Origin of the sequence: Kineococcus siccus, from assembly GCF_009906795.1 — a bacterium.
In the GTDB taxonomy this organism is placed as follows: Bacteria; Actinomycetota; Actinomycetes; order Actinomycetales; family Kineococcaceae; genus Kineococcus; species Kineococcus siccus.
Genome location: NZ_JAAALN010000005.1, coordinates 38,290 through 56,456 on the forward strand (window position 1 = coordinate 38,290; position 18,167 = coordinate 56,456).

General features: G+C 76.0%; 18 protein-coding genes. 8 read left to right on the top strand and 10 right to left on the bottom strand.

The genetic code is table 11. The features are described 5' to 3' along the window. Window positions 1-7: 7 nt before the first annotated feature. From GTR02_RS01775 to GTR02_RS01785, 3 genes are all read right to left on the bottom strand, one after another. Window positions 8-1,390, bottom strand: a complete 1,383-nt coding sequence (locus tag GTR02_RS01775) for an MFS transporter (RefSeq protein ID WP_338073513.1) — start codon at window positions 1,388-1,390, stop codon at window positions 8-10. Beyond that, complete coding sequence (locus GTR02_RS01780) at window positions 1,387-2,196, bottom strand: glycerophosphodiester phosphodiesterase family protein (RefSeq protein ID WP_338073514.1); 810 nt, start codon at window positions 2,194-2,196, stop codon at window positions 1,387-1,389. The genes GTR02_RS01775 and GTR02_RS01780 overlap by 4 nt, the downstream gene beginning before the upstream one ends. A 133-nt stretch (window positions 2,197-2,329) precedes the next feature. Then, window positions 2,330-3,646, bottom strand: coding sequence for a M15 family metallopeptidase (locus tag GTR02_RS01785; protein ID WP_166605753.1), 1,317 nt, complete (start codon window positions 3,644-3,646; stop codon window positions 2,330-2,332). A gap of 261 nt (window positions 3,647-3,907) precedes the next feature. Between GTR02_RS01785 and GTR02_RS24105 the strand changes: the two genes are divergently transcribed. Together GTR02_RS24105 and GTR02_RS01795 are read left to right on the top strand one after the other, a co-directional pair. Then, window positions 3,908-5,107, top strand: a complete 1,200-nt coding sequence (locus GTR02_RS24105) for a helix-turn-helix domain-containing protein (protein WP_166605754.1) — start codon at window positions 3,908-3,910, stop codon at window positions 5,105-5,107. Window positions 5,108-5,253: 146 nt separating this feature from the next. Then, window positions 5,254-6,363, top strand: a complete 1,110-nt coding sequence (locus GTR02_RS01795) for a TerC/Alx family metal homeostasis membrane protein (protein ID WP_166605755.1) — start codon at window positions 5,254-5,256, stop codon at window positions 6,361-6,363. 70 nt (window positions 6,364-6,433) lie between these two features. On the opposite strand, the gene GTR02_RS01800 is transcribed toward GTR02_RS01795, so the two are convergent. Further along, window positions 6,434-7,423 (bottom strand): P1 family peptidase, encoded by a 990-nt coding sequence (locus GTR02_RS01800; RefSeq protein ID WP_166605756.1) that lies wholly within the window; start codon window positions 7,421-7,423, stop codon window positions 6,434-6,436. A gap of 197 nt (window positions 7,424-7,620) precedes the next feature. On the opposite strand from GTR02_RS01800, the gene GTR02_RS01805 reads away from it, so the two are divergent. From GTR02_RS01805 to GTR02_RS01825, 5 genes are read left to right on the top strand one after another with little or no spacing between them, the layout of a single operon-like run. Beyond that, complete coding sequence (locus tag GTR02_RS01805; protein ID WP_166605757.1) at window positions 7,621-8,721, top strand: oxygenase MpaB family protein; 1,101 nt, start codon at window positions 7,621-7,623, stop codon at window positions 8,719-8,721. Between the two features lie 51 nt (window positions 8,722-8,772). Then, the gene (locus tag GTR02_RS01810; RefSeq protein ID WP_166605758.1) at window positions 8,773-9,102 is read left to right on the top strand and encodes a hypothetical protein; all 330 of its coding nucleotides are present in this window, start codon (window positions 8,773-8,775) and stop codon (window positions 9,100-9,102) included. Between the two features lie 3 nt (window positions 9,103-9,105). Continuing rightward, the gene (locus tag GTR02_RS01815) at window positions 9,106-9,897 is read left to right on the top strand and encodes a nitroreductase family protein (protein ID WP_166605759.1); all 792 of its coding nucleotides are present in this window, start codon (window positions 9,106-9,108) and stop codon (window positions 9,895-9,897) included. Further along, window positions 9,894-10,664 carry an aldolase/citrate lyase family protein gene (locus GTR02_RS01820; protein WP_166605760.1) on the top strand — a complete coding sequence of 257 codons (771 nt, stop codon included), beginning with the start codon at window positions 9,894-9,896 and terminating at the stop codon, window positions 10,662-10,664. Before GTR02_RS01815 ends, GTR02_RS01820 begins: the two co-directional genes overlap by 4 nt. Window positions 10,665-10,699: 35 nt before the next feature. Next, complete coding sequence (locus GTR02_RS01825) at window positions 10,700-11,653, top strand: nucleoside hydrolase (RefSeq protein ID WP_166605761.1); 954 nt, start codon at window positions 10,700-10,702, stop codon at window positions 11,651-11,653. On the opposite strand, the gene GTR02_RS01830 is transcribed toward GTR02_RS01825, so the two are convergent. The 4 genes from GTR02_RS01830 to GTR02_RS01845 form a co-directional block, all read right to left on the bottom strand. Continuing rightward, entirely contained in the window at window positions 11,650-12,261 is a 612-nt protein-coding gene (locus GTR02_RS01830; protein ID WP_166605762.1) for a flavin reductase, read from the bottom strand. The genes GTR02_RS01825 and GTR02_RS01830 overlap by 4 nt on opposite strands. Before the next feature lie 115 nt (window positions 12,262-12,376). Further along, window positions 12,377-13,414 carry a molybdopterin-dependent oxidoreductase gene (locus GTR02_RS01835; protein WP_166605763.1) on the bottom strand — a complete coding sequence of 346 codons (1,038 nt, stop codon included), beginning with the start codon at window positions 13,412-13,414 and terminating at the stop codon, window positions 12,377-12,379. A gap of 69 nt (window positions 13,415-13,483) precedes the next feature. Beyond that, the gene (locus GTR02_RS01840) at window positions 13,484-14,959 is read right to left on the bottom strand and encodes an NCS2 family permease (RefSeq protein ID WP_166605764.1); all 1,476 of its coding nucleotides are present in this window, start codon (window positions 14,957-14,959) and stop codon (window positions 13,484-13,486) included. 86 nt (window positions 14,960-15,045) lie between these two features. Beyond that, window positions 15,046-16,071, bottom strand: coding sequence for a bile acid:sodium symporter family protein (locus GTR02_RS01845; RefSeq protein ID WP_338073515.1), 1,026 nt, complete (start codon window positions 16,069-16,071; stop codon window positions 15,046-15,048). Window positions 16,072-16,473: 402 nt separating this feature from the next. On the opposite strand from GTR02_RS01845, the gene GTR02_RS01850 reads away from it, so the two are divergent. Beyond that, window positions 16,474-16,974, top strand: coding sequence for a hypothetical protein (locus tag GTR02_RS01850; RefSeq protein WP_166605778.1), 501 nt, complete (start codon window positions 16,474-16,476; stop codon window positions 16,972-16,974). Between the two features lie 29 nt (window positions 16,975-17,003). On the opposite strand, the gene GTR02_RS01855 is transcribed toward GTR02_RS01850, so the two are convergent. Both GTR02_RS01855 and GTR02_RS01860 read right to left on the bottom strand, forming a co-directional pair. Next, the gene (locus GTR02_RS01855; protein ID WP_166605765.1) at window positions 17,004-17,165 is read right to left on the bottom strand and encodes a hypothetical protein; all 162 of its coding nucleotides are present in this window, start codon (window positions 17,163-17,165) and stop codon (window positions 17,004-17,006) included. 46 nt (window positions 17,166-17,211) lie between these two features. Continuing rightward, window positions 17,212-18,167 (bottom strand): serine hydrolase domain-containing protein (locus tag GTR02_RS01860; protein ID WP_166605766.1); only part of this gene is annotated, 956 nt, incomplete at its 5' end.

Sequence of the window (18,167 nt, forward strand, 5' to 3'; positions counted from 1 at the left end):
GCGGTCGTCAGGGAGCGCTCTCCCGGGCCTGGCGGGCCCCCGCGGCGAGGTCCACCCGGGTCAGCAGGAGGCCCCCGACCACGAAGAACACGAGCAGGAACGCGAGGGCCGGGCGGTAGGAACCCGTCAGCTGGGCGACCAGGCCGAAGGCCAGCGTCCCGAGCCAGCTCGTCCCGCGCTCACCGGCCTGGTACAGGCTGAAGAACTCCGCCTCCGCGCCCACGGGCACGAGCTGGCTGAACATCGACCGGGCCAGGGCCTGCGTGCCCCCCAGGACGATGCCGATGAGGACGGCGAGGACGAGCCACCGCGAGAACGCGCCGCGCGGGACGCCGTAGGTCAGGACGATCACGAGGATCCACAGCGCCAGCCCCGCGAGCACGGTGCGCTGGGCGCCGAAGCGGCCGGCGGCCGCGCCGAACAGCAGCGCGCCACCGAAGGCGATCGCCTGCACCAGCAGGATCGTCGTGATGAGCTGCGAGGACGTGAAGCCGAGCTCCTCCTGGCCGTACACGCTCGCGGCGTAGACGACGGTCTGGATGCCGTCGTTGAACACGAGGTAGGCGAGCAGGAAGCGGACGACCTGCGGGTAGCGGCGCACCCCGCGCAGCGTCGTGGCCAGCTGGCGGAAGGGGGCCGCGACACCCGCGAGCAGCCCGGCGCCCGCCGGCACCCCGGCGACGCCGAGCGGCCGCGAGGGCAGGCGGCGCAGGCCGAGGACGGGCACGAGCGTGAACGCCGCCCACCACAGCCCCGCGGAGCCGAGCGAGACCCGCACGGCCTGCTCCTCCGTGAGCCCCAGCGCACCGGGGAAGGAGACGACGAGCAGGTTGGCCGCGAGCAGCAGGAAACCGCCGAGGTAGCCCAGGGCCCAGCCGCGCGACGACGTGCGGTCGCGCTCGGCCGGCGCGGAGACGTCGCACAGCAGCGCGTCGTAGACCACGAGCGAGGACGTCAGGCAGACGGTCGCGACGACGACGAGCAGCACGCCCAGCCACCAGCGGTCGCCCCCGAGGCCGACCATGGCGGTCCCCGCCGCGGCGCCCGTCCAGGCGAAGGCGCCCAGCAGCCGGTGGCGGTGCCGGCTCCGGTCGGCCACCGCCCCGACGAGCGGCAGCAGGACCGCCGACAGCAGGGTCGCCAGCGTCACGGCGTACAGCGCCACCGAGCCTGGCGCGATCGGCAGGCCGAGCACCGACAGGGCACGGTCGCACGGTCCGGTGGTGCCGGGGCAGGCGGCCCGGCGGGCCACGACCGTGAGGTAGGGCGCGAAGAGGACGGTGCCCGTCGTGGTCACGTACCCGGAGTTGGCCCAGTCGTAGAAGTACCAGCTCCGCCGCGCACGGCGGAGCACGGCGGGGTCGGTGGTGCCGGGCAGCGGGGCGCTCACGCCGGCACCCACTGCCCGCGGGCCACCACGACGTCGCGCAGCAGGTCGGCGCGGTCGGTGATGAGCCCGTCGACCCCGAGGTCGAGCAGGGCGTGCATCTGCACGGGGTCGTCGACGGTCCAGACGTGGACCTGTGCGCCGGCGGCGTGCACCGCCCGGACGAGCGCCGGGGTCACGATCTCGAGGCAGCCGTGGCGCACGGGGACCTGGACGGCGTCGACACCGGCCAGGGCCCGCCGCACGAGCGCGGGCGTCCGCGCGCGCACCGCGCTCAGCGCCGCGACGAGGGTCGCCGTGCCGGCGCTCGTGGCGGGACGCGCACCCGTCGCCCGGCCGACTGCGGCCAGGGCCGCGCGGCGGCGGCGGTCGGAGAAGGACGTGACGAGGACTCGGTCGGCGGCTCCGGTCCGGCGCAGCACCTCGGCCAGCGGGGCGACGGCGGCCTCGTCCTTGACGTCGACGTTGACGCGCGCGCGGGGGAAGGCGTCCAGGACCTCGGCGAGCAACGGTACCGGCTCCCGGCCGCCGATGCGCGCGCGGCGCACCTCGCTCCAGGGCAGCTCCGAGAGCAGCCCCCGGCGGTCGGTGACGCGGTCGAGCCGGTCGTCGTGGAAGGCGATCAGCGTCCCGTCGGCGGTGGCCCGGGCGTCGGTCTCCAGGTACCGGTAGCCGAGGTCGACGGCGGCGGCGAAGGCGGCGAGGGAGTTCTCGAGGCCCTCGCGCGAGAAGCCGCGGTGGGCCATGGCCAGCGGACCGGGGTGGTCGGTGAAGGGGTGGCGCGAGGGTGGCCGCGGGTCCGCGCTCACCCGACGGGCCGGCACACGGGCGGGGCGCCCTCCACGGGCCGGTCGCTGCGCACCGCTGCCTCCCACCTCGTGACCGCGTCCACTGCCGCGGCGTCCGTCCCGCTCGACCCGCCCCCCGCGGGGACGCCCCGGGTCAGCCCTGGAACTCCCAGTGCCACGGCTCGAACTGCCCGCCGCGGTCCTCGGCCCACGCGGGGTGCAGCCAGCCGTACAGGGCGGCGTTGCGCTTGAGCCACAGGAACTGCGGCGACCCGAAGTTCTGCACGCCGCCGCCGAGGTCGACCGCGATGCCGAGCCCGTGCCGGCTGGTGCCCGGCTTGGCGGCGAGGCCGGGCTTGCGCGCCGCGACGTCGATCTGCCCGGCGAGCGTGCGGTAGGAGTCGGTGACGGAGATCGGCACGCCGAACTGCTGCGCGTAGGCCTGGCTCAGCTGGTTGAACCCGTTGGCCGCGTCGGCGCGCAGCACGTGCGACGACGCACCCCACAGGGGGCACAGCGCGCTGCGCGGGATGAGGCCGTTGCCGTAGGAGGTCGTGCTCGCGCCCGTGCAGTCGCCCACGGCACCGATGAGCCCCGACGCGGTGGCCGCGCGGGCCATGGAGTCCGCGGCGGCGCGGGCCGTGGCGAGGTTGGAGGCCTTCTGCTGCTCGGACGTCGCGGTGCCCGTGAGGCTGGCCTGCAGGGTCGCGAGCGCCTCGACCTGGACGCGCTGCTCCTGGACCAGGCGGTCGGACTGCTCCTTCGCCAGCACGGCCTCGTCGGCGTGGGCGCGGGCCTGCGCGGCGGCGTCGGCCGCCCGCGTGGTGGCGTCCGCCTGGATGCGCTGGGCCGCGGCGTACTCCTCGACGGCGTTGCTGCGCCCGTCACCGATGCGCTTGACCGACGCCAGGGCGCTGGCCGCGTCGTCCGTGGCCCCCTCCTGCAGCATCGTCACCATGCCGGAGTACTCCTGGAGCGTGCCCCCGCCGCGGTAGGCCTGCGAAGCCCACTGCCCGAGGTCCTTCTTGCCCTGTGCGAGGTCGATCTCGGCCTGGGCGAGGCGCTGGCGCTGGGCCGCCTCCTCCTGCACCGCGGCGTCGCGCGCCTCCTTGGCCACCTGGTAGCGCTCGAGCGCGGCGTTCGCCTGCGTGGCGAGGGCGTCCAGCTGGGCCTGGGCGGCGTCGAGCTGGGCCTGCGCGGCCGTCGCGGCGGCGGCGGCCGCGGCCGCGGCCTGGCGGGCCTGCTCGACCTCCTCGGGCGTCGGCGGGTCGGCGACGGGCACCGCCCCCGGGACCGCGGCCGACAGGGCGGCGGGAGCCACGCTGGTGACCGGGACGACGCTCGCGACGGGGGAGACGGGCACCGCGGAGGCCAGGGGCGCGCTGACGCCGACCCCGAGGGTCAGGCAGGCCGACCCCACGGCTGCGGTGGACAGCAGGACCGCGCGGCGGAGGCGGGGGGAGAGCAGCAAGGCGGATGCACGTCCACTGTTCGGGGGCTCGCGCCCGGGTCGGCTGCGGTGCTTCGTCTCGGCGTCCGGGTGCTCCGTGCGCCTTCCGTGGGGAAGCCGTGCTGAGCACTCGCGGGAACACTACCGTCCGCACCCTCGGCACATCCCGACCGGACATGCAGCTGTGGACAGGAATCGTGACTAGATTCACACGCACAGTCACGAGGCGCGGGTCGTGCCGGGAGCCACCGCGGCCCCTCGCGCAGCTGGGAGGCTGACGGTGTGAGCGACCAGGCCGCCGGGGCGACTGCCGGATCCCAGCAACCCCCGCGCGAGGTGCTCGACACCGTGGCGAAGGCGGCGGCCCAGGACGCGGGCGGCATCGACGCGGGCCTGCTCGACGACTTCCTGGACGCCGTCTGGCGGGCCGTCGCCGCCGGTCGCCGGCTGCCGGCGAGCCGCGTCCGGGGCTACCGGCGGGTGGGGGAGGACGCGGCCGGCGGCGGTGTCGCCCTGCGGGCCCTGCTGGACCTCTACCTCTCCGCCGCGTGGCGGCTGTGGCGGCGGCTGCCCGTCGTGCAGGCCGCGGCCGAGGACCCGCAGGCCGTCGTCACGGCCGGGGAGGTGCTGCTGCGCGCGACCGACGACGCGGTGGCCGCGCTGACCGAGGGCTACCAGCTGGCCCGTCGCCAGCTCGTGCGCCGTGAGGAGTCCGACCGCCGGGAGTTCGTCGACGACCTGCTGGCCGGCACCGCCGACGTCCTCGGCTTGCTGCGCCGGGCCCAGCGCTTCGGCCTCGACCTGTCGGGCCCGCACGCGGTGCTCGTGGTGCGGGCCGCCGAGCCGTTCGCGGACGGTACGGCGGCCGTCACCACGGTGGAGCGGCGGCTGCAGGGCAGCGCGGCCGACGCCGACGCCCTGGTCGCGACGAAGGACGGCGCCCTCGTGGTCGTCTTCTCGGCACCCGACCGCGTGGCCGTCGCGGAGGTCTGCGCGCGCGTCCGCGAGGTGCTCGGCCCTGCGCAGCAGCGGCGGTGGCGGGCCGGCGTGGGCCGGCCCGGCAGCGGTCCGGGTGCGGTCGTCGGCTCCTACGACGAGGCGCGGCGCGCCCTGGACCTGGGCCAGCGCCTGCGGCTGGGCGAACCGGTCGCCGACGCCGCCGACCTCCTGGTCTTCGAGGTGCTCCTGCGCGACCGGGCCGCCGCCCGGGACCTGGTCGAGTCGGTCCTGGCCCCGCTGCGCGAGGTCCGCGGCGGGCCCGAGCCCTACCTGGCCACCGTCGAGACCTACTTCGACACCGGCGGCAACGCCACGGAGACGGCCCGGCGCCTGCACCTGTCGGTGCGGGCGGTCACCTACCGCCTGGCCCGCGTGCGCCGGCTGACGGGCGTGGACCCGACCCGTCCCCAGGACCGCTTCGGGCTGCAGGCCGCGGTGCTGGCCGCCCGGGCCCTGGGCTGGGCGACGCCGCACGAGGACTGACGCGACCGGCGCGAGGCGCCCGGTTGCCGGGTCCCGGCAACCAGACCGACGGAACGGTTCCTGTCACCGACCCCGCGGGATCGGCGCCGCCGGGAGACGATGGGGGGGCGGAAGGCCCGCGAACACAGACCTCCAGGAGTGATCCCGTGGACGTCCCCCTCTGGGCGTGGTTGGCGCTCGGCGCCATCATCGTCGTGATGCTGGCCATCGACCTCCTCGCCCACCGTGGCGCCCACGTCATCGGCTTCCGCGAGGCGGCCAAGTGGAGCGCGCTGTGGGTGGGTCTGGCCATCGCGTTCGGCATCGTCGTCTTCGCGACGCTCGGCACGCAGGCCGGCGTCGACTACACGACGGCCTGGTTGCTCGAGAAGAGCCTCTCGGTCGACAACCTGTTCGTCTTCGCCCTGATCTTCGGGTACTTCAACGTCCCGCGGGAGTTCCAGCACCGCGTCCTGTTCTTCGGTGTCCTCGGCGCCCTGGTGTTCCGCGGCATCTTCCTCGGCGCCGGCGTGGCGATCGTCGAGCGCTTCACCGCCGTCCTGTTCGTCTTCGGCGCGATCCTCATCTGGTCCGCGTTCAAGATGCTCAAGGGCGACGACGAGTCGGTCGACCCCGGCAAGAGCCTGGCGGTCCGCCTGCTGCGCCGCGTCATCCCGATGAAGGACGAGTACCACGGCACGAAGTTCTTCATCAAGGAGGCCGGCAAGCGCTTCGGCACCCCGCTGCTCGCGGTCGTCGTGGCCATCGAGGCCGCCGACCTGGTGTTCGCCGTCGACAGCGTCCCCGCCGTCCTCGCGGTCACGTCCGACCCGTTCATCGTCTACTCCAGCAACGCCTTCGCGATCCTGGGTCTGCGGGCCCTGTACTTCCTGCTCTCCGGGATGCTCGAGCGCTTCCACCTGCTGTCCAAGGCCCTCGCCTTCATCCTCGCCTTCATCGGCGTGAAGCTGTTCCTGCAGGCGGGGCACGAGATCATCAGCGAGTCGATCCCGCACATCCCGAGCTGGATGAGCCTCATCGTCATCGTCGTGGCCCTCACCTGGGCCATCGTGTTCAGCCTCCGCAAGCCCGCCCCGGTGACCGGGGGGTCCGACGACGAGCAGGTGACCGCCGGCCCGGCCGACGGCCCGGACGCCCCCACCGGAACCGGTTCCACCGCAACCGCCTCCACGGGTACCGGTTCGGCGACCGACGACGCCTCCGACCCGACGGACGGTCGCCCGACCGTCTCCTCCAGCCCGGACGGCTCCCGCTGACCGGGTGAACCCCCGCTGACGACGGACGCCGGTCCCCTCCCGAGGGGGCCGGCGTCCGTCGCGTCCGGGGTCAGCCGCCCGGCCACACGGGGAACTCCAGCCCGTCGACCATCACCGGCTCCGCGGCGAGCAGGCCGTCGAGCACCGCGCGCCGCACGACCTCCGCGGCCGCGGCCTGCACGCGCACGAGGCTCGCGACCCGGGCCGCCCGTTCGGACGGCAGGGCCCGCGCACCGGTCGCCAGGGCGAACAGCGTGTCGCCGTCGGACATCGTGTGGACGGGGTCCAGGGCGCGGGCCAGGCCGTCGTGCGCGGTGGTGGCCGTCCGCGAGACCTCTGCCGGGTCCAGCCCCGCGTCGGTGGCGACGACCCCGATGGTCGTGTTGAGGGCGGGCGACCGACCCAGTGGCGGCGACGGGCCGGTCGCGCCCGGCGGCATCGGCAACCCCGCGGCGTTGACCACGACGAGGGCCGCGACCACCACACCCTCCTCGGCACCGTCCAGGCGCAGGGACGCGGTGCCGACGCCGCCCTTGAAGCGCCGGCCGACCAGCGCGCCCGTGCCGGCGCCGACGACGCCGCGCCGCACCGTGGTCCCGTCCGGCGACGCCGCCGCGACCGCGGCCTCGTAGCCCGTGGCCTCGTCCGGGTGGGCGGTGAAGCGGCCGCCGCGGCCGAGGTCGAAGACGGCGGCCGCCGGCACGATCGGGACGACCTCCCCCGCACCGGGGCCGACGCGGAACCCGCGGCCCTGCTCGGCGCACCAGCGCTGGACGCCGTGCGCGGTCACGAGGCCGTAGGCGCTGCCCCCCGTGAGGACGACGGCGTCGACGGTCGGGACGAGCGTCCGCGGGTCGAGGGCGTCGGTCTCGTGGGTGCCGGGACCGCCGCCCCGCACGTCCACGCCGCCGACCGTGCCCGGGGGCGGGAGGACCACCGTCACGCCCGTCAGCCAGCCGTCGCCGCGCCGGGTGACCTGCCCCACCCGCACGCCCGGGACGTCGGTGATGCTGCCGGCCGAGGCCGGGAGGGCGTCGGCGGTGCTGGGGGAGTCGGGCACGGGCTCAGCCGACCCCGCGCCGGTCGCCGGTGTCAACGACCGCGCGGCACGGCGGGTGCCACAGCTCACGTTGCGCCCGGTCCGGGGCGGCGGGTAAGACGGCACTGACGGCGTCGCACCCGACCGGACGGCGTCGCGGGCTCGGCCCGGTGGGACCTCCGGGGTCCCGGGACCAGGGCGGAGACGAGCGGGGGCACGTGGAGCGACTGATCGCCGACAGCCTGCGGGCGGGCGACCCGGCGGCGGACGCCGTGGCCGAGGAGGTCGCCGCCCGCCCGGCGACGCGCGGCGAGCTCGAGGCCGCTCTGCGGGGTGACGCCGCGGCGCTGCGCGGGGCGTCGGCCGCGGTCCGCGCGCTCGTCGAGGAGTCCGAGGCGGCCGTGCGCAGCGTGGACGACGAGGTCCACGACCGGGACTCGCGGCCCTTCTTCACGATCTCGCTGTCGGGCCACGCGTTCGACCTCGGCACGGGCGCGCTCATCGACTCCTACCGGCCGCCGCGCAGCGCCGAGCTGCTCGTGAGCACCGGACGGCTGACGGAGAGCGTCCTGGAGCGGCTGCGCGAGACGGCCCGCTGGGTGAGCCAGGTCATGGTCCCGGGCTGGTTGCGCCCCGGGCAGCCGGGGTTCGTCGCGACCGTGGGCATCCGCGTCGTGCACGCCCTCGTCCGCCGCGGGGCGTTGCGCCGCAACCCCTCCACCGACCACCTCCCCGTCAGCCAGCTCGAGATGGCCCGCACCTGGCTGGACTTCACCTACGTCGCGATGCAGGCGGACCAGGCCCTCGGGCTGGACCTGACGCCGGCGGAGCAGCACTCGGTGTACCGGTACTGGCAGCCCGTGGGCCGGCTGCTGGGCGTCGACGCGCGGCTCATCGGCGACGTCACCGACGCGGCCTCCGCGCGCCGGCTCCTCCACCGCGTCGACGGCGCCTTCGGGCCACCCTCGGAGGACTCCCGGCGGCTGACGTCCGCCGCCCTGACGGCCATCTCGGGCGAGCTGCCCTCGATCAGCCTGGTCAACGCCCCGCTCGCGCGGGTGCTCGTGCGGACCGTCGCGCGGCGCATGCAGGGCCCGGAGCTCGCCGACGTCCTGGGCATCCCCCGCACGGGCCTGCTCCAGCTGGGGGTGCCGCCGGCTGTGGCGGCGATCCGCGCGTACCGGGCGGTCCAGCGGCGGCGCCCGCGCGCGTGGGACCGCGCGATCGAGGCGAACATCGCGATCGCCCGGGACTTCGGCCTCGGGGCCCCGGGCTCCGCGGCCCCGTTCGAGCGAGCGGTCCCGCAGACGCCGTCCTGACCCGCCGCCCGGCGGTACCTGCACCCGGCACGGCGGGAGCCGCGTGGTGGAATGACGCCCGTGGTCAGGGCCCTCGTCACCGCCGCCTCGGCGAGCTACACCGCCAACTGCGCCCTGGGTCTCGCGGTCGCCACCCACCGCCTGGACACGTCGCGGGCGCGCTGGGTGCACCACGCCGTCTACGTCGCGACCGTGACCCTGTCGCTCGCGGCGGCGGCGGCGCTGCTGCGCACCCGTGACCGCGCCCTGCTGACGCTGCTCCCCGCCGCGCTGCCCCTCGCGGCGATCCCGCACGTGTCGGCCCGCACGCGCGGGCACGTCGTCCTGGCGCTGACCGCGGCTCCCGCGTACGCGGCCACCCTGCGTTCCGTGCGGGCCTGAACCGTGGAGCTCCTGGAGGCGATCCGGCGCCGGCGCACGACCAACGGGGCGTTCCTGCCCGACCCCGTCTCCGCCGAGCACCAGCGGCTGCTCGTGGAGGTCGCGGGCCGGGCCCCCTCGCAGCTGAACAGCCAGCCGTGGCGGTTCGTGCTCGTCGAGGACCCCGCGACGATCGGGGCCGTGGCCGCGATCAGCGGCGACGCCATGACCGAGGCGATGGCGGGCGGGACGTTCTTCGAGCGCTACAAGCGGTACTTCCGCTTCAGCGCCGCGGAGATGGAGCGGACCCGCTCGGGCATGCTGTTCGACCGGCTGCCCGCACCGCTGCGCCCCTTCACCCGCCAGGTGTTCACCCGCAGCGGGCAGCGGCTCGTGAACACCCTGCGGGTCCCGCAGACCCTGGGGGAGGAGAACCGGCGGCTCGTCGCGGGTTCCCCCCTGCTGCTGGGGGTCCTGCTCGACCGCGCCGAGTACCGGCCCGGGGAGCTGTCCTCGTTCTACTCGCTGTTCAGCATGGGCGCCGCCATGGAGAACTTGTGGCTGACGACGACCGAGGTCGGGCTGGGGATCCAGTTCGTCTCGTTCCCCATGGAGGTGCCCGGCGCCTGGGCGCGGATCGAGGCCCTGCTCCGCGTGCCGGACGACCTCGAGCTCATGGCCGTCTACCGGATCGGCTACGTGCCGCCCGAGGAGCGGCGCCCGGCCATCGACTGGTCGAGCCACCACCGCAAGCGGCTGTCCCAGTATGTGTTCCGCGAGACGTGCGACCAGGCGCAGGAGGGGTGGGACGAGTGAGCGGGATCTCCGCGGGAGTTCCGGAGGCCGAACCGCTGCTCGGGGGGTGGTCGATGCTCCGGTCGCCGGCCGTCGCAGCCCTGCTGGCGGCCTCGGGCGTCGACTGGATCTGCCTCGACGCCCAGCACGGTGAGCACGACGACGCCTCGGTGCTGGACGTCTGCAGCCGCCGCCACGACGGCGTCCGGGTCCTGGTCCGGCCGCCGTCCAACGACGCCGCGTGGATCGGGCGCGCCCTGGACGCCGGCGCCGACGGGGTGGTCGTGCCGATGGTCGACAGCGCGGCCGACGCGCGCGCCGCGGTGCACGCGTGCCGCTACCCCCCGCTGGGCGGGCGCAGCTGGGGGCCGCTGGGCGGGCTGCACGCTCGCCCCGTCCCGGCGGCGGACGCGGCGAACCGGGCCGTCAGCGTCGCGGTGATGGTCGAGACGGCGGCGGCCCTTGCGGTGGTCGACGACATCGCCGCCACCCCCGGCGTCGACGAGGTGTTCGTGGGTCCCTTCGACCTCTCGCTCACCCTCGGCCGCGACGTCGACGACCTCGTCGCGGACCCGGCGGCCGACGCGCCCCTGCGCCGGGTCGTCGCGGCCTGCGCCCGCGCCGGCGTGCGGGCGGCGGCGTTCGGCGCGACCGCCGACCGCAGCAGCGCGCTCCTCGACCTCGGGTTCACCTCGGTGGTCGTGACCACGGACGCGGCGGCGCTGTCGCTGGGCGCCGCGTCGGTCGTGACGGCCGTCCGCCGCGGTGCGCGGGCCGCCGGGGGCTGACCCGGGCACCGCCGCCGTGCGGCAGGATCGGGCGCATGGACAGCACCCCCTTCTTCCTCGACTGCGACACCGGCATCGACGACTCGCTCGCCCTCGCCTACCTCGTGGCGACGCCGGGGGTGGACCTCGTCGGGGTCGGCGCCGTGAGCGGGAACCTGTCCGCGGCCGGTGGCGCCCGGAACACCAGCGACCTGCTGCACCTGCTGGGCCGCCCCGAGGTGCCCGTCGCCGTCGGTGCGCACGACCCCCTCAGCCACCCCTTCGCGGGCGGCGCCCCGCACGTGCACGGGCGCAACGGGATCGGGGACGTCCAGCTCGCCACGTCGCCGACCCCGCTCCGGGGCGAGTCGGCCGCGGAGATGCTGGTGCGACTGGCCCGCGAGCACGAGGGCCGCCTGCGCGTCCTCGCGATCGGTCCCTTCACGAACCTCGCGCTGGCGCTGCGCCTGGAACCGGAACTGCCGAGGCTGGTGCGCGACGTCACCGTCATGGGAGGTGCGGCCCTGGCCCCCGGCAACGTGAGCCCCGTCGCGGAGGCCAACGTCGCGAACGACCCCGAGGCCGCGCACGCGGTGTTCTCGGCCGGCTGGGACCTCACGATGGTGGGGCTCGACGTGACCATGCAGCACCGCTTCGAGGAGCGGCACCGGGAGGCGCTGCTCGCCGCGGGAACTCCCGCGACCACGGCACTGGCGCGGATGCTGGAGTTCTACTTCGCCTTCTACACGCCGATCTTCGGGCGGCCGTCGGCGGCGCTGCACGACCCGCTCGCCGTGGCCGTCGCCGCCGGGGGCGCGACACCCACCTCGGCGCCGCGGGTCCCCGTCGTCGTCGACCACACGGACGGACCCGGTCGGGGACAGACGATCGCGGACCTGCGGGCCCTCTACACGGGCTTCGCCGAGGAGCGGCGCGGTGGCGCGCGCGTCGTCCTGTCGATCGCGGAGGACTTCGGCGACGTCCTGCTCGACCGCCTGCTGACGCTCTAGGGCCGGGACCGCCGGTCCGCGTACGGCGTGCGGGTGATCTCCCGCAGCTCACCCACGAGGCTCCACTGGTCCCGGCCGAGCCGGGCCAGGGGTTCCAGCCGCCGCACGTCGGGCAGCCCGTCGTCGCTCAGGACGTCGGTGGCGACCGCCGCGTGCACGACGCGGCCGAACACGACCGTGCTGTCACCGAGCAGGACCGTGCTGTGCAGCACGCACTCGAACGCGATCGGGGACCCGGCGACGCGCGGCGGCGCCACCCGCAGGCTCGGCTCGCGCGCCACGCCGACCTCGTCGAACTCGCTCAGCCCCGCCGGGAAGTCCGTCCCGGTCGCGTTGACCTGCTCGAACAGCGCCTCGGGCGCGAGGTTCACGACGAACTCGCGGGTCTCCTCGACGTTGCGCAGGGTGTCCTTGCGGCCGACGGACGTGAACTGCAGGACCGGGGGATCGACCGAGGACACGGTGTAGAAGGAGTGCGGCGCCAGGTTGTCGACGCCGGCGGCCGACCGCGTCGAGACCCACGCGATGGGCCGCGGCACGACGGCGGCGGTCATGAGGCGGTAGAACGCCGCCGGCCCGACGGTCTGCGGGTCGATGTCGGTGCGCACGAGCAGCTCCTGGTCCTCGCCGGGGCGGCGCCAACCGCCTCCCGGGCCCATCCTCGGGGACCGTCCCGGGCGCAGCGGCGGCGGGGTCGGCGGCCCCGCCGGCCGCACGGCCCGCTCACGTCAGCGGGAAGGGGGGGCGCCACCACGGCGGCGCACTGCTGAGCTCGACGCGGTCCACCCACTTCACCCACCAGAAGCCCCGGCGTCCGGGGGCCACGAGCCGCGCCGGGAAGCCGTGCAGCGCGCTGAGCGGCGCACCGCCCACGGCCGTCGCCAGCAGGAGCCGGTCGAGGTCGGTCAGCGGCAGCCGCGCGGAGTAGCCCGTGCGCGACGTCACCAGGACGCTGCGCGCCGAACCCCGGTCCGGCAGCAGCGCGGACAGGGGGACGCCGGTCCAGTCCTGCTCGGAGTACCAGCCCGAGGTGCAGTCGAGCGTGACCCGCCGGGTCGTCGAGAACGCGGCGAGCTCACCCAGGGCCAGGTGGCTGGTCCCGGCCGCGTCGGCCACCGCCAGCCGCCACGGCCCGGCGTCGACGGTCGGGGCGCGGTCGTCGAGCCAGCTCGTGGGCGGCAGCAGCGCCGGCACGAGGCGACCCGTCTCGACCGAGCCCGTGAACCGACGCCGGGCCCCCGGCAGCTCGAGCGCGGCGACGGCGACCTCCGTGCCGCCCAGGCCGGCGACCGAGACGGCCCCCAGGACCCCGGCGCGCAGCGCGGTGCGGCGGGAGAGGTCGGTGCGGCGCGGCCGGGTGGGCCGGGCCAGGGCGTGCCAGTGGACGAGGGGGAGCACCACGAGCGCCCCGGCGATGTGCAACCACAGGATGCCGAGGTTGCCCACGCCGGTGACGAGGCCGGTGGCGGACGCGAGCCCGGTGAGCAGGGTGGTCGCGAGCAGGGCCGCCATGACCAGGGACAGCCACCGCGTCGACCGCGCCCGGCGCAGCCCCCGCGCGACCACGCGCCGCTTGTGCGGCAGCAGGGCCAGGACGGCCAGCGCGGCGACCCCGTGGGCCGAGGTCACCCACCACCCGCCGGGGGCTCCCGTGGCCTCGGACGCGGCCCCGGTGGCGTAGACCAGGAGCAGGACCACGAGCAGCGCGAGGTTGGTGCCGCGCGGGGTGAGCCACGGCCGGGCCGTGCGGTGCGCGTCCACCCCGACAGTGTCGCCCCCGGCGACCGGCACGGGGCCGTGGGACCCGATCCCGACGAGGCCGGTGCGCCGTCAGGCGCCGACGGCCTCCCGCAGCGGGTCGATGGCGAAGTAGACGACGAAGAGGGCCGCCGTCACCCACAGGATCGGGTGGACGGCGCGGGCCTTGCCGCGGACGACCTTGAGCACGACGTAGGAGACGAAGCCCGCCCCGATGCCGGCGCTGATGGAGTACGTGAACGGCATGAGGACGATCGTGAGGAACGCCGGCAGCGCGATCTCGAAGTCGTCCCAGTCGATCCCCTTGACCTGGGTCATCATGAGGAAGCCGACGACGACGAGCGCGGGCGTCGCGGCCTCGTACGGCACGATCGAGACGACGGGCGCGAGGAACGTCGCGAGCAGGAACGCGATGCCCGTCACCACGCTCGCGAGGCCCGTCCGGGCGCCTTCACCCACACCGGTGGCGGACTCGATGTAGCTGGTGTTGCTGGAGACGCCGCTCGCGCCGCCCGCGGCCGCCGCGATCGAGTCGACGACCAGGATGCGCCGCATGCGCGGGGGGTTGCCCTCGGCGTCCAGCAGGTCGCCCTCCTTGCCGATCGCGACCATCGTCCCCATCGTGTCGAAGAAGTCGGCGAGCAGGAGCGTGAAGACGAGCAGCACGACGCTGACCGCGCCGATGCGGCTGAAGGAACCCAGCAGGTCGAACTGGCCGAGCAGCGAGAAGTCCGGGCGCGCGATCCACGTGTCCGGCAGCGCAGGCACGTTCAGGCCCCAGGCCCGGGGGTCGCGCACCTCGCCGTCGGCGCCGAGCCGCGGGCCCAGCCGGGCGACCGCCTCGACGACGACGGCCAGCACCGTGGCCACGACGATCCCCGCCAGGATCGCGCCGCGCACGCCCCGCGCCATCAGCACGACCGTCAGCAGCAGCCCCGCGACGAAGACGAGCGTCGGCCAGCCGGCGAGGAAACCCCCGATGCCCAGGGTCAGGGGCGTACCGCTGCCGGCCCGCACGAAACCGGCGTCGACGAGACCGACGATCGTGATGAACAGGCCGATGCCGACGCTGATCGCCGTCTTCAGCTGGGCCGGAACGGCGTGGAACACCGCCTCCCGGAAACCGGTCAGGACGAGGACCAGGATGATCAGGCCCTCGATCACGACGAGCCCCATGGCGTCGGCCCACGTCATGTCCGGCAGCGCGGCGACGCTGAAGGCGACGAAGGCGTTGAGCCCCAGGCCCGTGGCGAGCGCGAGCGGGTAGTTGGCCAGGACGCCCATGAGGATCGTCATCACCCCCGCGACCAGCGCGGTGGCCGCGGCCACGGCCGCCAGATCGGGCGCGCTGCCCCCGCCGAGGAAGGAACCCGTCCCGTCCTGCTGCGTGCCGATGATGAGCGGGTTCAGCACCACGATGTACGCCATCGTGAAGAACGTCGCGAGCCCGCCGCGGACCTCGCGGGCCACGGTGGACCCGCGTTCGGTGATCTGGAAGAAGCGGTCGAGCGCTCCGCGGGAGCGCAGCGGAGGAGTCTGGGTGGCCATGCGAGCACCTCGTGCGTCGGCGTGCGGGGGACGGCCGCGACGTCGAGGCCGCCCCGGATCCTGCCAGACGCCCGGGGCGGGCGCCGTCAGCGAGCAGCGGACCCCGCGTCGTCGACGAGCGCGCCCTCGCCCGCGGCCGTCAGCGGGGCGGGTACCGGCCGTCGTGACCAGCGCGTCGCGAGGATCGACCCGGACACGTTGTGCCACACGGAGAAGATCGCGGCGGGCAGCGCGGCCGCGGGCGCGAAGTAGACCGTGGCGAGCGCCGCCGCGAGCCCGGAGTTCTGCATCCCCACCTCGATGCTGATGGCGCGGCGGCTGGCGACCGGCATGCGGGTGAGCCGGCCGACGCCGTAGCCGAGCGCGAGCCCGCCGACGTTGTGCAGCACGACGGCGAGGACCACGAGGAGGCCGACCTCCAGGAGGGTCGGGGCGCTGCCGGCGACGACCGCCAGCACCACCGCCGTGATGCCCAGCACGGAGACCAGGGGCAGGACGTCGAGGCAGCGCTCGACCACCCGGGGCACCAGCAGGCGCAGCAGGAGTCCCGCGACCACCGGGACGAGCACGATCTGGACGATCGAGCGGAACAGCGCCCAGCCGCTGACGGGCAGGGACTCCCCGACCAGCGCCAGGACCAGCACCGGCGTCAGGAACGGTGCGAGCAGCGTCGAGACGGACGTCATCGCCACCGACAGCGGAGTGTCTCCCTTGGCGAGGTAGACCATGACGTTGGACGCCGTCCCGCCCGGCGCGGCACCCACCAGGATCATCCCGGCGGTGAGGACGGACCCGAGGCCGAGCAGGTGGGCGATGCCGAAGCCCAGCAGCGGCATGATCGTGTACTGGGCGGCGACCCCGAGCAGCAGCGCCCACGGGCGCCGGCCGATGATCGCGAAGTCCGCGGGCCGCATGGTCATCCCCATCCCGAGCATGATCACGCTGAGCAGCCACGGGACGGCGGGGGACCAGCCGTCGAAGGCGGTCGGGAACGCCAGGGCGACGGCCCCGGCGGCCAGCACGAGCAGCGCGAACCACCGCCCGACGAACCCGCTGACCCGGCTCACGGCCGAGCCCGTCCCGACCTCCGTCGTCGTCCTCGTCTGCGTCACGGTCGTCGAGCGTGCCACGGCTGCGCGTCGCGTCCCAGCCGGGCGACCGGCGCGGAGCCGGCGGACAGGCTCGGCGCGGTGGGCGTCGGGGTGGGGAGGTCGAGGTGAGACCCGCACCGACCGTCGACGACGTCACCTCCCTCGCGGGGTGCGCCCGGCGACCGTGCCGCGGTCCGTCCGGCCGGCCGCAGAGCGCACGATCGGCAGCCACCGGTGTCGCTGCGCGGCAACGCCCCCGGCGGAGCGAGGCGGTGGTCGACGCCTGAGGTCGGACACGGGGGACCGCCGCCCGGCGCACCGGCGGCGGCCCGTGCGGGTGGTGCGGGTGCGGCGGACGCGCCGCTGCGGACGGCCCGCCACGCGGTGGCGGCGCGCCGGCCGGCGGGGGAGGGTGGCGCCGTGATGGACACCACCGGCGGCCGTCGAGCCGTCCTCGCGCGGGCGGCGGGCCGCGGTCTGGTCGGCGGCCTGGCCGGTGCGGCCGCGATGGCGGCCGGGCAGGCGGTCGAGCGGGCGGTCACGGGTCGCCCCGCCTCCTACGTCGCCGGCCGGACCCTGCTGCTGCTGCTCGGCCGTCGACCCGGCGACGACGAGCGGCCGGTGGCGGCCACGGTCGCGATGCAGGTCGGCACGAGCGTGGCCCTCGGCGCGCTGCGCGGGGTCTGGCGGGCCAGCGGGCTCGTCGCGGTGCGCGGGCACGTGGCGCAGACGGTGACGAGGATCCTGCTCGACCAGACGCTCGAGAACGCCACGGGAGCCGGAGCACCGCCCCGCACGTGGCGCCGCGGCGAGGCCGTCGTGGAGGTCCTGCACGCCGCGGTCGCCGCGGTCGCCACCGGGCTCGTCGTCGAGCGCCTCGTGGACCCGGTGCTGGAGTCGCGGCGGGGGACCGAGAGCCACTGAGGGGCCGGCGCGGCCGGTCTCGAGCGCGGTCAGGGGCGCGGCGGGCGCTCCGCCAGGGCGGCGAGGCTGTGGGCGATCGACGTGAGCGCCAGCGCCTGCACCGACTCCCACGTCCCCGCCTTCAGCTTCTCGGCGTTCGCGGAGGCCTGCTCGGCGTAGCTCTTGGCGGCGGAGACGTCGTGGGTGCTCATGCCCGCCATCCTGCTGCCCGCCGGCGGCCGGTGTCCGGCCGTCGCGTCAGGCCGCGTAGCCCACGACGAGGTCCGTGAGCTCGTCCCCCGTCGCGGCACGCTGCCACGCCCCGAGCACCGCGGCGGCCGCGGGCAGGGCCTGCGTGTCGTCGCTGAGCACGACCCCGGCCAGCGCGTGCTGCGGCACCAGCACCGCGGCGGCGCGGTAGCCGGGCAGGCGACCGTTGACGTACAGCTGGCCCGACGGTCCCAGGGCCCAGCCGAGCCCGGCGTCCACGACGTCGTGGGGCGAGGTGCGCACCGCGGCCGTGGTGCGCAGCAGCGCCTCGTCGGCGAGCAGGTGCTCGGCGAAGGCGAGCAGGTCGTCCACGGTCGAGCACAGCCCCCCGCTGGGCCGCCGCCCCCGCGGGTAGTCCGGCGCGGCCACCTCGCGGCCGGCGTCGCGGCCCGGCACCAGATCCGGCGGCGGCGCGAACGTGGTCCGCGACATCCCCGCCGGGTCGAGCACGAGGTCGCGGACGGCGCGCTCGAAGGTGGTGCCGTGCAGGGCCGCGAGCACGGCGCCGGCCAGGAAGTAGTTGCCGTTGTCGTACTCCCACCGGCGGCCCGGGGGCCGGGCGCTGCCCGCGGCGACCACGAGGCGGGCCACCTCGCCCGCGACCTCGGCTCCGTCCCCCAGCGCGGCGACGGCGGCCGCCGTGACCGCCGGGCGCAGGCCCGACGTCTGGGCCAGCAGGTGCTCCACGGTCACGCTCCGGTCCGCCCGCCAGTCGGGGGCCAGGCCCGGCAGCACCTCCAGGACGGGCGTCGAGAGCGGCGCCCCCGCGCGGTCCAGCGCGCGCACCGTGGCGGCGGCGGTCACGGGCTTGGTCAGCGACGCGATGCGGAAGGGGGACGACCCGTCGGCGTCACCGACGGCGCTGACGGTCCGGCGGCCGGCCGCGCTGCACCCGAGCACCGCGGTGCGGGCCGCACCGTGCAGGGGACCGGGGTCGGGGGAAG

Bases quoted from the DNA above. Each gene is read 5' to 3' on its own strand.
- GTR02_RS01810 (WP_166605758.1), top strand. From the start codon at position 8,773: ATGACGCCCGTGGTCAGGGCCCTCGTCACCGCCGCCTCGGCGAGCTAC.
- GTR02_RS01825 (WP_166605761.1), top strand. From the start codon at position 10,700: ATGGACAGCACCCCCTTCTTCCTCGACTGCGACACCGGCATCGACGAC.
- GTR02_RS01840 (WP_166605764.1), bottom strand. From the start codon at position 14,959: ATGGCCACCCAGACTCCTCCGCTGCGCTCCCGCGGAGCGCTCGACCGC.
- GTR02_RS01850 (WP_166605778.1), top strand. From the start codon at position 16,474: ATGGACACCACCGGCGGCCGTCGAGCCGTCCTCGCGCGGGCGGCGGGC.
- GTR02_RS01855 (WP_166605765.1), bottom strand. From the start codon at position 17,165: ATGAGCACCCACGACGTCTCCGCCGCCAAGAGCTACGCCGAGCAGGCC.